This window comes from Clostridium sp. LIBA-8841, from assembly GCF_057782475.1.
In genome coordinates, this window is the sequence record NZ_CM173488.1 from 583,694 (window position 1) to 599,156 (window position 15,463).

Consider the following 15,463-nt stretch of genomic DNA (forward strand, 5'->3'; position numbering starts at 1 on the left):
ACTGTATCAAATTATTTAATAAATAACTTGATACAGTCTTATTTTTGTGTTTTTAACCTTTTGTTGCAAAATTGTAAGATTAATGAAATGTATTTCGATTGTTTGTATTAGATGATTTTTATAAAATTAAGATGTGATATAAAGTTAAAACAAGCTTTGATTCAAAATAATTTTATAATAATCAGAACTTTTATTGATTAAATTTAAAAAGTTCATTATTAGAGAAATAAGGAATGAATCAATTTACAAGGTGGTGATCACTTAAATTAAATTTTAATATTTTTGATTATAGAGAATTTCATGGAGGTTTTTTATATATGAAAAAAGCAATAGTTCTTCTTATAGCTGGATTTATATTAGGGTCTATTTTTATAGGATGTGATTGGAATAAGGATAAATTAGAATCAAATAGCAATGTTGTCTCTAACGTTGAAATCCTAGGAAATAAAAAATATGATGATAAGAACAACGTAAAAGTTGTTGATCAGGATAATTTTAAAATATATATAGTCGGAACATTTAGTGATTTTTCGCATAAAAGAGGACTTTTACTTAAAGTTGATAATGGAATTGATAGAGGAATAACAGTAAAACTTAAAAATGTAACTACCGATGGGAAAGATCAAGAGGCTGTATATTCAAAGGAGAAAATAGGACCACATGGCGATGAGATTGGAACTATAGTTTTTAAGGATGATATAAATTTTAAAACATCCAGTGGTGATATAGTAATTTTAGATTATAAAAGTGGAAAAGAATTGGGAGAATATAATTATAATATAAGAATAATAAAAGATGAGTAATATTGAGTTTAAAGAATTTAATTTTGCTAAAGATATATAGTAAGTATTGCTTTAAAAGGCTTTGGTAAGTTTTGAAACTTGACTTAATGCAAGGAATTCAAAAATCACCAAAGCCTTAATATTTTTAGGGTAGGAATCAAATTATTTAATTTTACATAAATTTAAATAGATATACTAGTCCAATTACGGCTAGTATTATTAAACCTATAGCGAAATAACGTTCAATTTTAGTAAATTCTTTTTCATTAGGACTAGTTTCTTTTCTAGCTTTCATAAATACAGGAATTCCTAAAGCATATATAACTAGAGCAATAAGCATATATTTTATTCCAGCAGCATATATAAGCCAAACTCCGAAAAGTGATCCTAAAATTCCTGTGATCATAGCATATTTTCTTTTTGCAAATATATCAGTTGGGTAATTATGTTTATATGTTATCTTAAATAGGTATAAGGTACATATAAGGTAACAAGGAAGTGCCATAACACTTGTTATACTAAGCATCATGTTCCATGCATTTCCTGCAAAGTGAACAAAGATTAATATAATTTGCATAACTATTGTTGAAGCTAATAAAGAAAATGATGGAGATTCATTTTTATTTTCCTTAGCAAATATTTTAGGGAATGTTCCGCCTTTAGCTGCTGCAAAAGGAAGCTCAGAAAGCATTACTGTCCATATAAGCCAAGAACTTAATATGGCTATAATTACACCAAGGTTCATAATTATGCTACCCCATTTTCCCATTACGCCCATTAAAACTGCGGCTGTTGATGGGGGAGCCATTTTAGAAACTTCTCCTTGAGGAAATACACCTAATGGTAATAAAGAAAGTAGTGTATATAATAAAAGACAGCCAATAAATCCTAAAAGTGTAGCTTTACTAACATCTTTTTGTGATTTAGCTCTGCCAGAAACAACAACAGCACCTTCAATACCAGTAAATACCCATAGTGTTACAAGCATTGTACTTTTAACTTGAGGTAATAGACCTCCTAGGGCAGTATCATGAACTTTTGCTACTGTTTTTAATCCCCAAAAGTCAGTAAAGAAAGTAGAAAATTTAAAGCAAAATAATAAAACTAGCAAGAAGATTGCTAGAGGTAATAATTTACCTACTGTACCAATTAAATTTAAAGCACTAGCTTGTTTAACTCCAGCTAATACTATAAAGAATATAATCCAAAGAACTATAGAACCGCATGCAATTGAAAGCCAGTTATTACCGCCTTTGAAATAAGGAGGGAAAAAGTAGTTTAGTGAATCCATTAAAAGTACAGCATATCCAACATTGGCAAATGAGTTACATATCCAATATCCCCATGCCATTAAGAAGCCTGTGAATTTACCAAATCCAAGTTCCCCATAAGTATAGATACCGGTTGTAGCATCAGGTCTTGCAGCAGCAAGAATCCTAAATGTATTAGCTATGAACCACATACCTATACCTGTTATTATCCAAGCTATTAATATTGCACCAGCAGAGGCAGATTGAGCCATGTTTTGGGGAAGGTTGTAAACACCTCCACCTAACATAGCACTTATTACTACCCCAGCAAGAGCAATTACGCCTAATTTTTTACTATCATTATTATTACTCTTACTTTTACTCATAATAACTCCTCCTATAATAAATTTATTAAGAAATTATTATGGATTATTTTTTACTCGGGTTAACTAGAGAATCGAAATTCATATCATCTAACCATTCAGAAAGAGAAATTCTATTTAAGCTTGAGAATCCTTCTGAAGGAACAGCATCTCTTGCTAATGTTACATAAGGAGCACAAGTTAAAGCATTTCCAATTTCGCCTGGTTTCATTATTACATAAGCAAAACCTACATAAGTTCTTTCAAAAAGAACATGAGAGTCTCTACCACATTCAACTACAGACCAAGTTACAGCTTTTCTATGTTCTTCTAAGAATTTCTTTAAGTCATCTGGGTTATCATTTTTTGTCCAAAGACCAGCATCTTCTATAAATAAGTCCGCACAATGATCTCTATCATTTGATAATGATATGGCTATAAATGACCATACACCATAAGCTTCTCCTTCTTTTAAAGGTCTATCTTCTTTTGGTCTATAGGCAGTAGTACTCTTATTTGCACATATAACGTGAGCACCTGGAGCAGTTGTAAAACGTCTATCTTTTTCTGTACCAAAAAGTTCTATACCAGATTCTAATAATGGTTTAGCATCATAAACTTTTAATGGTGTTCCATCAAATTGTTCTATTTCATATAATGGGGTTATTTCATCATTAATTATTGAGTCATGTGTTGCTAAATCATGTCCCCAAACTTGACCTGCAACCCCACAGAAAGATGATGCTGTAAGCATGTTTATTTGTCCAACATAGGCATCATTTATTTCAGCTCTATCATAAGAAACAATACCGTCTAATAATATATCATTAGTTTTCTTAACAGTACCAACTGAAACTTTAAGAACTGATACATACCCATTACCATAAGCACCTGGAGCTCCGTATCCATCGCAATAACGATCATATGGGCTTATAGCTGTTTTATCAATTTTAGGTGCTCTAACCTTTATAACTTTCTTTTCTCCCATTGCAAGTGTTCTGTTTCTCTTTTCTTCAAGGTTTTTATTCATTTTTAAATCACTCCTAAATAATATAAATTTAATTATTAATTTTTAAGAATTAAAATATATTACTTGGCCAAATAATTTATTTAAATATCTTTATGTAAAATTATATCATTTTAAACATTTACAGCAAATTTGAGATTTGAAAGATTAGGAAAATTTTCTTATTAAATTTTGTTTATTGCACATTGAATGATACAGAAAGGTAAATTATTAACAAATAATGAACTAAATGTATACAATGTTAATAAAAATTAGTGGAAAAAACTTGTTATTTTATGAATTTTTTTATTCACATTATGAATTTATAGATTCATAGTTATCATCAAGATTTTTAAATAATATGTTTTTATATTGGTATAGAGCAAGTTTTATATTTATTTTAGTTAATTATATTTAAAGACTTAAGTAGTTATTTATGATAGAATAAGAGTATTTTATATAATTATAAGTATATATATGAGAATACTTTTAGAATTTTAAAAATAATAAATGGTTAAATTAGATAAAAATGAATTATGTAAATATAAAAAAATATTATTTGAAATTAATCAAGAGGGTAGGTGTGATATTATGGAGATTTTACTAAGTATGTTAGGAATAACAGCCATAGCCGGATTTTTTTATTATGAGAACAATGGAATAAGCACAACAAATTATGAAGTTAATTGTGGAATTGGCAAAGATATAAGAGTGGTTCACTTGTCAGATCTTCATGGCAAGGAGTATGGAAAAAATAATAAAAATCTTAAAAAGTTAATATTAAGAGAGAACCCAGATCTAGTTGTTGCAACTGGAGATATGATAGATTCAAATCTTAAAAATATGGAAGGAATAATAAACTTTTTAAGCGATTTAAATAAGAGTACGAAAGTGATTTTTATCTCAGGAAATAATGAGCAAAGGTGTAAAAAAGCTAAATTTATATTTGAAAAATTAAAATCAAAGGGAGTTATAGTTTTAAAAAATGAAATTATAACTTTAGATTTAAATGGAATTAAAGTTAATATATTAGGTATGTTTGAAGTGCCAAATGGGCAGTTACATTCTCCATTTAAAAAGATCAATGGAAGCTATATATATTGGTGTGCTGATAAGCTTTTTAAAAGATTAGAAAGTTTAGAAGGATTAAAGATTGTTTTAAGTCATTATCCAGAAAAGTTTGAAGATGAATATTCAAAATATAATTTTGATGTAATGTTTTCTGGTCATGCACATGGAGGTCAATTTAGAATTCCTATAGTTAAAAGAGGATTAATTGCACCAGGGCAAGGTTTTTTTCCTAAATATACTGAGGGAATTCATGGAAATAAAAATAAACTTATTATTAGTAGAGGCCTTGGAAATAGTGCTAGAATAACAAGATTATTCAATAGACCTGAAATTGTAAAAGTAAAAATAAAATAATAGTTAATAGCTACCTTAATTACAATATAAGAAAATAAAGTGCATATCTGAAAAGTTAATGTCAATGTAAAGAATAAAAATAGAAAGGCTGTATTCTAATTTTATTCAACCTTTCTATTAATTCTTATTGAAATCTAGTTATTACCTGAATATATTTATAATTAAGTTTTTATACAACTTATATTATTTAAAATCAACATAATTTTTCGATAAAGTAATTAAGAAAATTAGTATTATCAGTTAGTTCTGGATGAAAAGACGTTACTAGCATATTTCTTTCTCTTGCAGCCACTATTTTATTATCTACTGTGCATAGAATTTCTACATCATTTCCATACTCAGAAATATATGGAGCTCTTATGAAAATTAATTCTATAGGTTCATCTAATCCCTTAACTTTTTCAAAAGTTTCAAAACTATCAATTTGTCTTCCAAAGGCATTTCTTTTAACACTTATATCCATTAATGCTAGGTGGGGAATCTCTTCTCCTTCGATTTCTTTTGCGAGAAGAATCATTCCAGCACAGGTTCCCCATACAGGTAACCCCTCTTTAATTCTTTCTTTTAATGGTTCCATTAGCCCTGTTATTCTTAAGAGTTTTCCAATGGTTGTGCTTTCACCACCAGGAAGTATTAAGGCATCTAATTTATTAAGCTGGTAAGCCTCTTTGACTTCTATGGCTTCATGGCCTATAGATTCTATTGATTTAATATGCTCTATAAATCCTCCTTGTAAAGATAATACACCTATTTTCATATTACCAGCCTCTTTCTTCATATTTTATCTCTAGTTCATCACAAGCTGTTCCTTTCATAGCATCACCTAATCCCTCTGAAATTTCAGCTAGTTTTATTGGATCATTATAAAAAGTAGTTGCTAAAACTATTGCTCTAGCTCTTTTTTCTGGATTTTCAGACTTAAATATTCCAGAGCCGACAAAGACACCTTCACTTCCTAATTTCATCATAAGGGCTGTATCGGCAGGGGTTGCTATTCCTCCAGCTGCAAAATTTACCACAGGCAATTTACCATATTCATGAACATATTGTATTAATTCATAAGGAGCATTGAACTTTTTAGCCATATTCATAAGTTCTTCTGATGAAGCCATTTTTACTTGGTTTATTTCATTCATAATTTGTCTCATATGAGTTACTGCTTGTACAATATCACCGGTTCCAGCTTCGCCTTTAGTCCTAATCATAGAAGCTCCTTCACCGATTCTTCTTAGAGCTTCTCCAAGGTTTCTAGCACCACATACAAATGGAACTTTGAATCTCTTTTTATCAATATGATATTTATTATCTGCTGGAGTTAGGACTTCACTTTCATCTATAAAATCAACAGATAAAGCCTCTAGTATTTCTGCTTCAACAAAATGTCCGATTCTAACTTTGGCCATAACAGGAATAGAAACAGCCTCCTGAATTTCTTTAATCATTTTAGGATCAGACATTCTAGCAACTCCACCTTCTTTTCTTATATCAGATGGAACTCTTTCAAGAGCCATAACGGCACAGGCACCAGCTTTCTCGGCAATTATAGCTTCTTCTTTGTTGGTTACATCCATAATTACGCCACCTTTTAACATTTGGGCTAAGTTTTTATTAATTTCCTCTCTACTCATTCTCAAAGACCTCCTAGTTTAAAATTGTGGTAATAAAATTTTTTGTTTTAATCAACAATGAATTTAGGATATTATAAATATAAATAATATAATTGACTATAAAATTTATAACCATTATCTGTTAGATAAAATATTAAGCGTAAGAAATTTAAATGGCAAATATACCGATACAATAAGGGGTGTTTATAAATAATTATTGAAAAGTGAGTGGGTAGAATGATTTATGAGTTAAGTATTGAAGAAAGACATAAAGTTTCAAAGATGTTTGGTAAAATGGAAGATACAATGATTCAGTCTTATATTGAAGGATACATGGGAAGAGCTTGGGTAGATAATGTTGAAAATCCAACAGTTGCACAAATTTTAGTGGGAGTTTTTATTTTCTTTGCAGGAGATTATAATAAAGAGGAAGCTTATGAATTAATAAAAAATATACCAAATGAAGCATTAATTATAGTAGAGGATTATAGATGGAGGAATCTCATAGAAAATATTCATAAGTGATATGTGTGTAAAGTAAAGAGGTTTGCTTTTGAAAGAAATTTAAAAAATTTAAAGTTGGAAGAGTTAAGAAAGAATATAGAAAAACTTCCAGAGGGTTATGAAATTAGAAAAATAGATGAAGAAATTGCATATAGTCAATCTTTACAAGAGTTAACTGTTGATTTTACAAGTCAATTTGATTCTATTAAGGATTATTTACAAAAGGGCATAGGATATTGTATTATTCACAATGAAAAGATTGTTTCGGGAGCATCATCTTATAATGTTTACAACAATGGAATTGAAATAGAAATTGATACTTTACCAGGTTATAGAAGAAGAGGATTAGCCAAAAGTGTGGCATCAGCATTAATTTTATATTGTATAGAAAATAATATCTATCCTAACTGGGATGCTGCAAATCTTGAATCTGTAGCTTTAGCAGAGAAACTAGGATATGTAATGAAAAAGGTATATGATGCTTATTATGTAGAGTATATTATTTAGTATTAAGATAAAATTAGTTTTAAAATAAGAATTTGATATTTTAATTATATAAAAGGAGAAATGACAAATGAATAAGAATATGGAAATGATGAAAAAACTTATAGAAGAAAAGAAAAATAAAGGTAAAAATACAAAATCTAATATGAAAGCTCAAAAAACTATTGGTTTTGTTCAAGCTGGAAGAAAGAAAAATAATGGTGGAGGATTATTTGATAAATAATCTGTTAATTTAAGAGGTATTAATCTTAATTTATAAATAATTATAAGACTAAATTTAAAAGTAAAGATTTTAAGAATTAAATGTATAGATAGAATTTATATTTAGAGAGGAGAGTTTTTATGAAGAAAATTGGTTTTATTGGTGTAGGTATAATGGGAAAATCAATGGTTCGTAATCTTATGAAAAATGGATTTGAGGTTTCTATTTTTGCTAGAAATAAAGGGAAAGTTTTAGATGTTATTTCAGAAGGAGCAGAATTTCATTCAACTATATCAGAATGTGTTAAAAATTGTGATGCTACAATAACTATAGTAGGATTTCCAAAGGATGTTGAGGAAGTTTATTTTGGAAAGAATGGAATACTTGAAAATGTTAAAAAGGGAAGTTATGTTATTGATATGACTACATCTAGTCCAGAGCTTGCGGTTAGAATATATGAAGAGGCAAAGTCAAAAGGCATAAAAGCTTTAGATGCTCCTGTCACAGGAGGAGATATTGGAGCTAAAAATGGAACTTTAACTATTTTAGTTGGCGGAGATGAAGAGGATTATAAGGTTTGTATGCCTATCTTTAATGCAATGGGAACTAATATTCATTATGAGGGGAAAGCAGGTTTTGGACAACATACTAAATTAGCAAATCAAATAATGATAGCAGGAGCTATATCAGGAGTTTGTGAGGCTATGGCTTATGCTGAGGAAAAAGGGTTAGATGTTAAAAAGATGTTAGATTCAGTGTCTACGGGTGCCGCAGGAAGTAAGCAATTAGAATTAGTTTCTCCTAAAATCTTAGACAATGATTTTGCACCAGGATTTTTCATAAAGCACTTTATAAAAGATATGAAATTGGCTAGAGATGAGGCTTTAGCTAATGGATTAGAATTAGAGGTTTTAAGTAAAGCATTAGAAAATTATGAAGCCTTAGAAAAAGAAGGATTTGGGGACTTAGGAACTCAAGCCTTAATAAAACATTATAAAAAATAATATTTAAAAGTCTGTATTAAAACTTTAAGTTAGAAAATTTTTAGTTGTTTTAATACAGACTTTTTATTTTATATAAATATAAGAAGTCTATTTTACTATTTAATAACTAAATTTTTTAGAATAATATGATTAATTATAAATTCCAATAAAATCTATATATTGAAATACATTTCTAATGATGCTATTATATATAGTAAAAAATTACATAAAAGTACGTTTGTGTATAAAATGGGGGATTAAATATGTGCATAAGGGATGAAATATTGAAGTTAAAAAGGGAAAAGGGAGCTATTATATTGGCTCATTATTATCAAATTCCTGAGGTTCAGGATATAGCCGATGCTGTAGGAGATTCATATTACTTAAGCAAAATAGCGAAAAATTGTGGGGAAAATACTATAGTTTTTTGTGGAGTAAAGTTTATGGCTGAAAGTGCAAAAATTCTTTCTCCAGAGAAAAAAGTTATATTACCGGTTATGGAAGCTGGATGTACAATGGCAGACATGGCAAGCGTTGAAGGAGTTTCTGAACTTAAGAAGAAACATCCAAAGGCAAAAGTAGTTTGTTATATAAATTCTTCTGCAGAGGTTAAGGCTGTATCAGATGTTTGTTGTACTTCATCTAATGCTTTAAATATTATAAAAAATATAAAAGAAGATGAAATTATATTTTTACCTGATAAAAATTTAGGATCATATATTCAAGAACAAATACCAGAGAAGAAAATTATATTATGGGATGGTTTTTGTATAATTCATGAGAGGATAAAGAAAGAGGAAATCTCAAAATTTAGAAAAGAACATGAAGAAATTATAATTGTTGTCCATCCAGAATGTAATAAAGAAATAAGAGAGGAAGCAGACTTTATAGGAAGTACTGGTGAAATAATAAATTTTGTTAATAACTCACAAGGTAAAAAATTTCTTATAGTAACAGAAGAAGGCGTAATTCATCAGCTTAAGAAGCATAATCCAGAAAAAGAGTTTTACACTCCTTATGGAAGCATGATTTGTCCAAGCATGAAAATAACTACTTTAGAACAACTTTATGAAAGTCTTTTGAATATGAAAAATGTAGTTGAAATAGATGAAGATTTAAGAATAAAAGCATATAATTCCTTAGAAAATATGCATAAGCTTGGAGAGTAAGCTATGGAGATTTTAACTGATGTTTTAATAGTAGGAACAGGGGTTGCTGGTTTATATGCAGCCCTTAACTTAAGAGAAGATTTAAATATAGTTATGGTTTCTAAGGGGAGAGCTAATGAATGCAACTCTTCTCTAGCTCAAGGAGGAATTGCTGTGGCTAGAGGAGAAGAAGATTTTAACCTATTTATTGAAGATACTTTAAGAGCAGGAAGATATGAAAATAAAATGAGTTCTCTTAAGATTTTAGTTGAGGAATCAATGGAGAATGTAGAAGAATTAATTAAATTAGGTGTTGATTTTGAAGTAGATGAAAATGGATTATGTTTTACTAAAGAGGGTGCTCATGCAATAAACAGAATTGTTTACCACAAGGATATAACAGGAAAACGAGTTGAAGAAGTTCTTTTAGAAAATATACGTAGAAAAAGCAATGTTAAAATAATAGAAAACTGTGAAATGGTTGATATATTTGAAAGTAATAATAAGTGCAATGGAGCAATTTTTATTAAAGAAGGTAAAGGAATAAATATATATGCTAAAGTAGTTATTTTAGCTACTGGAGGAATTGGAGGATTGTTTAAGAATTCAACAAATGAAAGAATTTTAACTGGAGATAGTCTTGGAATAGCTTTAAGAAAAGACATAGCTGTTAAGGATATAGGATATATTCAATTTCATCCAACTGCCTTTTTAAGTGGAAAGCGAAATCGGAAGAAGTTTCTTATATCTGAATCTGTTAGAGGAGAAGGAGGCAAATTAATTAATTGTCATGGAGAAAGATTTGTAGATGAACTATTACCTAGGGATGTAGTAACTAAGCGTATATATGAAGAGATGAGAAAAACAAACTCTAGAAATGTATTTTTAGATGTTTCTTTTATGAAAAAAAGTTTTTTAAAACATAGATTTCCTAATATATATAATGAATGTTTAAAAGAAGGAATTGATATTAGTAAAGAACCAATACCTGTAGCCCCAGCTCAACACTATTTTATGGGAGGAATTGAGGTGGATTTATATGGTAAGACATCTATGAAAAATTTATATGCCTTTGGAGAGGTAAGCTGTACTGGGGTTCATGGAGCAAATAGACTTGCTAGTAATTCTTTGTTAGAAGCCTTAGTATTTTCAAGAAGAGGTTCTTTTGAGATTAATAAAAATATAGATTATTGTATGATTAGCAAAGCAAAGCGGATTTATAGCAATTTAGAATATTATAGAAAATTAAATAGAAAAGTTTTACTTGATGAGATTGAAAATTTGAGAGGAGATATTATTGATGAATTGGTTACTTATGGAGGAGAATGTAAGAAAAGCTCTTAATGAAGATTTACAGTATGGAGATGTAACAACAGAAGCCCTAGTATTAAATAATAAAGTGGCCAAGGTCGATGTAATAGCTAAGGAAGATGGGGTAATAGCTGGTACGGAAGTTTTTAAGATGGTCTTTAAAATTTTAGGTGGTGTGGAAGTTAAATTTTCAGTAAAAGATGGAGATGAAATTAAAAAAGGAGAATGTTTTGGGGAAGTTTCTGGCGATGCTAAAAATATTCTTATGGGAGAAAGAGTAGCTTTAAATTACATGCAAAGGATGTGCGGAATAGCAACACTTACAAGAGAATTCACTAAGAAATTAGAGGGAACAAATGTAAGACTTTTAGATACAAGAAAAACAACTCCTAATATGAGATTATTTGAAAAATATGCTGTTAAGGTTGGGGGAGGAACTAACCATAGATTTGGATTAAATGATGGAGTTATGATAAAAGATAATCACATAGAAGCTGCAGGTGGAATAAAAAATGCAATTTTTCTAGCAAGAAAAAATTCTCCCTTTGTTAGAAAAATAGAAGTTGAAGTTGAAAATATTGAACAATTATATGAAGCTTTGGAAGCAAAAGCAGACATAATCATGTTAGATAATATGGATATAGAAACTCTTAAAAAAGCTGTAATTTTAATAGATGGAAATGCTGAGGTTGAAGCTTCTGGTAATGTAACTTTAGATACTATATCAGAAATAGCTAAGACAGGAGTTGATTTTATTTCTACAGGAGCAGTCACACATTCTTTTAAGGTATTAGATATAAGTATGAAAAATTTTAGGTATGTAGATTAATAAGAACACATTCTAGTTAAATGCTAGAATGTGTTTTTTTATTATTTGAATAATTCAAGCTTTACATAAATATATATATATCAAATAAATGAAGGTTAATTTATATTTTAGGAGGAAATTTAAGTGAAAAGTAAGACTAAAAAGGTAATTGGGATATCACTTGTAATAACTATTTTGCTTGGAGTATGTTTATTGGGGATTTCAAGAAATGAAAAGAGATTGGTAAATATAGAGTATTATTTTTATAATCCTTGTAAATCATGTACTGATGGCGAAGAATTTAAAGGGAATTTAGAGATGATGATTAATGAGAAAAAGATAGTTAATCCTGAAAGTTATAAAATTTCTGCAAAAAATATTGCAGAGGATGATGTAAATGATGAGTTCAAAAAAATAACTAAAAATATAAAAATGCCAGATGGATTAGAAGCTAGTGTACCATTACTAAAAGTAAACGATATATTTATTTTTGGAACTGAAGCTATAGAGAAGGAGGGAATGGAAGTTATAGAAAAAGAGAGTAAAAAATAGTTTCATAAGTAAATTAAAGTTAATTATATAAAATATTAGTGGGGGGGAGAATTTAGTGAAGTTCAAAAAAATGGCCATGATTATAAGTGGGTTAATGGTAACTCAAAGTTTAGCAGGAACATTAGTTTTTGCTAAAGATAACAACGAGAATACTATTATAACTGAACAAAAAAGAAGTAAAGAATGGTTAAGAAAAGATAATGATGATATTTATGACAATGGGGTGGGATTAACTCCTCAAATGGGGTGGTCTAGCTGGAATTTTTTTAAGGAAAAAATAAATGAACAGGATATATTAGCTATGGCTGATGCTATGGAAAAGTCAGGGTTAGTAGGTTTAGGGTATGAATATTTAAACTTAGATGATTGTTGGCAATCTTCAATGAGAGATGAAAATGGAAAGTTACAGGCTGATTTAACTAATTTTCCAAGTGGTATGAAAGAATTAGTTAATAAAGTTAATGAAAAGGGAATGAAATTAGGACTCTATACATCAAATGGTACATTTACATGTGAGGATTTACCAGCAAGTTTAGGTAATGAAAAAATTGATGCTGAAACTTTTGCAGAATGGGGAATTGAATATTTTAAATATGATTTCTGCCACAACATACCATTACCAACTGAGGCACCAGAAATTGACAGATTATACATTGGAAAGAAAGGAGAAAGGGATTCTATAATAATAGAAGCTGAAGATGCTAACTTATATGGAAATGCAAGAATTATAAATGCAAGTAATTCTTATGGTGGGAAATATGTTACAGGTTTAAATGCTAATGGGGGGTATATTGAGTTTGAAAATATAAATGTAGAAGAAGATGGAGAATATGTTTTAACTATAGGGCTTAAAAAGAGTGGTAATTTTGAAAAATATGCACAGGTTTTAGTTAATGATGAAAATATGTATGAAGCAATGGTACCACCAACTTCAGCTTGGAATCCAACAGGGAGACATCAACTTATAGTAGATTTAAAGGCTGGAAGCAATAAAGTTAAAATTTCTAATCCCATAGCAACAGGTAAGGATAGTGCGATAGCTTTATATGATAGAATGGGACAAGAACTTAAAAAAGCAACAAAGGTCCAATCAGAGAAAACTGGAGAGGATGAAAAACCTATATTTTTCTCAATATGTGAATGGGGAAATAATAATCCATGGGAATGGGGAAAAGGTATAGGAAACTCTTGGAGAACTACTCCTGATATATCTGCAAATTGGGGAAGAATAATGGATATATATAATAAAAATATTCAGCTTTATGATTATGCAGGTCCAGGACATTTTAATGATCCTGATATGTTAGAAGTAGGAAATGGAAATTTAACTTATGAAGAAAATAAATCGCACTTTACATTATGGTGTATGATGGCTGCTCCTTTAATATTAGGAAATGATATTAGAACATTTATTAATGAGGATGGAACTGTAGATACAGACAATCAAACTTATCAAATAATAACTAATAAAGACTTAATAGATATAGATCAAGATGTAAGAGGTATTCAAGGAAGAAAATATAAAACTGATGGGAATGTTGATATTATAGTTAAACCTTTAGAAAATAATGAGTTAGCAATTTGCTTTTTTAATAAATCAAATTCAGAGGTTTCATCAAGTGTTTCTATAAATGAATTAACAAATCAAGATTATATAGATTTACCTAAGTCAAGCGCATATAAGATTTATGATTTATGGGATAAAACAACTGAAAGAATTACTGATCAGATAAATGTTACAATTCCGGCACATGGTGTTGAAGTATTTAGAGTATCAGAAGCTGCTATAGGTGAAGTTGATAAGGAACAAAGTATAATTTTGAATTTCCAAAATATATTACCTACTGATGATCAAGTTATAATTTCAACTGAAATTCAAAACACTGGTAAGGAAACTATGAAAAATATTAAAGCTTTTTTAGAAGTTCCAGAGGGATTTACTGTGGAAGAGATTGAAGTAAAAAATGAAAGCTTAGCAACTGGAGAAACTTTTGTTAGTAAATGGAGAGTTTCGACACCTAAAGAAAAAGGTGATTTTGTAATTAAATCAAATGCCTTATTTGAATATGATTCAGAGGAGACTAAATTTGAAATAGAGACGACTAAGAGTTTTAAAACAATGAATAAGCCAGCAGATGGTGAAAAGCTAGGTGATATTGATTGGATTACTTCAACTGTAGGTTGGGGAGGAGAAGCTAAGCGTAATAAAAATATTAAAAATGGCCCAATAGTTATTAATGAAAAAACTTATACTTCAGGATTAGGTACTCATGCTAATGGTGAAACACAAATATTCTTAGGAGGAGATTCTTATAATTTTACATCAATTATAGGTATTGATGATGAAACTGAAGGGGGATCAGATCAATGGGGACGCCCATCAGCGACTTTTGAGATTTGGGCTGATAATGAAAAAATATATGATAGTGGAAGAATGGGATATAAAGATGAGAAGACTGTAAACCTAGATATACATGGAACTCAAATATTAACATTGAAGGTCACAGATTATGGTGATGGAAATGCTTATGATGAATGTAATTGGGCAAATGGAGTATTTTCCATTATAGATGAACAGGAAGTTGATAAATCAGTTCTTAAGAAGAAAATAGAAGAGGCAAGAGAGATTTTAAATGCTGCTATAGAAGGAATTGAAAATGGACAGTATCATTTAGGTGCTAAAGGAATTCTAGAAGAAGAAATAAAGAATGCAGAAGTGGTATCAGAGAATAAACTTTCTACTAAAGATGATGTGGAGCTTGCTTTAATTAATTTAGAAAAATCCATTGATAAATTTAATTCTTTAATAATAACAGTAGAAACTGATGATCTAAATAAGAATGGAAAAATAGATTCAGGTGATTTAGCAATTGTATCTAAAAATTATGGAAAAAGTTTAGGTGATGAATCTTTTAATGAATCTGCTGATGTAAATAAGGATGGTAAGGTCGATTTATTAGATTTAGATTTTGTTACAAAACGTATTTTGAAGTAGCTTATAAAATAAAAAAAGGATACA

The 15,463-nt window shown here is 29.3% G+C and carries 13 protein-coding genes and 1 pseudogene; 10 read left to right on the forward strand and 4 right to left on the reverse strand.

Annotated features, from left to right (window positions below; all coding sequences use genetic code 11):
* Positions 1-317: 317 nt before the first annotated feature.
* On the forward strand, positions 318-803 hold the full coding sequence (locus AC2A4K_RS02460; RefSeq protein WP_322504556.1) for a hypothetical protein: 486 nt from the start codon (positions 318-320) through the stop codon (positions 801-803).
* A gap of 151 nt (positions 804-954) precedes the next feature.
* On the opposite strand, the gene AC2A4K_RS02465 is transcribed toward AC2A4K_RS02460, so the two are convergent.
* Positions 955-2,418 (reverse strand): basic amino acid/polyamine antiporter, encoded by a 1,464-nt coding sequence (locus tag AC2A4K_RS02465; protein ID WP_322504555.1) that lies wholly within the window; start codon positions 2,416-2,418, stop codon positions 955-957.
* A gap of 43 nt (positions 2,419-2,461) precedes the next feature.
* The gene (gene hdcA / locus AC2A4K_RS02470) at positions 2,462-3,424 is read right to left on the reverse strand and encodes a histidine decarboxylase, pyruvoyl type (protein ID WP_322504554.1); all 963 of its coding nucleotides are present in this window, start codon (positions 3,422-3,424) and stop codon (positions 2,462-2,464) included.
* 567 nt (positions 3,425-3,991) lie between these two features.
* On the opposite strand from hdcA, the gene AC2A4K_RS02475 reads away from it, so the two are divergent.
* Positions 3,992-4,825, forward strand: coding sequence for a metallophosphoesterase (locus tag AC2A4K_RS02475; protein WP_322504553.1), 834 nt, complete (start codon positions 3,992-3,994; stop codon positions 4,823-4,825).
* A 193-nt stretch (positions 4,826-5,018) separates the two neighbouring features.
* On the opposite strand, the gene pdxT is transcribed toward AC2A4K_RS02475, so the two are convergent.
* Entirely contained in the window at positions 5,019-5,582 is a 564-nt protein-coding gene (gene pdxT / locus AC2A4K_RS02480) for a pyridoxal 5'-phosphate synthase glutaminase subunit PdxT (protein ID WP_322504552.1), read from the reverse strand.
* A 1-nt stretch (position 5,583) separates the two neighbouring features.
* Entirely contained in the window at positions 5,584-6,459 is an 876-nt protein-coding gene (gene pdxS, locus AC2A4K_RS02485; protein WP_322504551.1) for a pyridoxal 5'-phosphate synthase lyase subunit PdxS, read from the reverse strand.
* 255 nt (positions 6,460-6,714) lie between these two features.
* On the opposite strand from pdxS, the pseudogene AC2A4K_RS02490 reads away from it, so the two are divergent.
* The 8 genes and pseudogenes from AC2A4K_RS02490 (at position 6,715) to AC2A4K_RS02525 (ending at position 15,439) form a co-directional block, all read left to right on the forward strand.
* Positions 6,715-7,443 (forward strand): annotated as a pseudogene (locus tag AC2A4K_RS02490) (GNAT family N-acetyltransferase).
* Between the two features lie 67 nt (positions 7,444-7,510).
* Positions 7,511-7,663, forward strand: coding sequence for a hypothetical protein (locus AC2A4K_RS02495; RefSeq protein ID WP_322504550.1), 153 nt, complete (start codon positions 7,511-7,513; stop codon positions 7,661-7,663).
* A gap of 119 nt (positions 7,664-7,782) precedes the next feature.
* A complete protein-coding gene (locus AC2A4K_RS02500) occupies positions 7,783-8,646 on the forward strand; it encodes an NAD(P)-dependent oxidoreductase (protein ID WP_322504549.1) in 864 nt (287 codons plus the stop codon).
* Positions 8,647-8,888: 242 nt separating this feature from the next.
* Positions 8,889-9,794, forward strand: a complete 906-nt coding sequence (gene nadA, locus AC2A4K_RS02505; protein WP_322504548.1) for a quinolinate synthase NadA — start codon at positions 8,889-8,891, stop codon at positions 9,792-9,794.
* Positions 9,795-9,797: 3 nt separating this feature from the next.
* Entirely contained in the window at positions 9,798-11,117 is a 1,320-nt protein-coding gene (locus AC2A4K_RS02510; RefSeq protein WP_322504547.1) for an L-aspartate oxidase, read from the forward strand.
* A complete protein-coding gene (gene nadC / locus AC2A4K_RS02515) occupies positions 11,074-11,913 on the forward strand; it encodes a carboxylating nicotinate-nucleotide diphosphorylase (RefSeq protein ID WP_322504546.1) in 840 nt (279 codons plus the stop codon). Before AC2A4K_RS02510 ends, nadC begins: the two co-directional genes overlap by 44 nt.
* 123 nt (positions 11,914-12,036) lie before the next feature.
* A complete protein-coding gene (locus AC2A4K_RS02520) occupies positions 12,037-12,444 on the forward strand; it encodes a hypothetical protein (RefSeq protein WP_322504545.1) in 408 nt (135 codons plus the stop codon).
* Positions 12,445-12,499: 55 nt separating this feature from the next.
* Positions 12,500-15,439, forward strand: a complete 2,940-nt coding sequence (locus AC2A4K_RS02525) for an NPCBM/NEW2 domain-containing protein (protein WP_322504544.1) — start codon at positions 12,500-12,502, stop codon at positions 15,437-15,439.
* Positions 15,440-15,463: the final 24 nt, after the last annotated feature.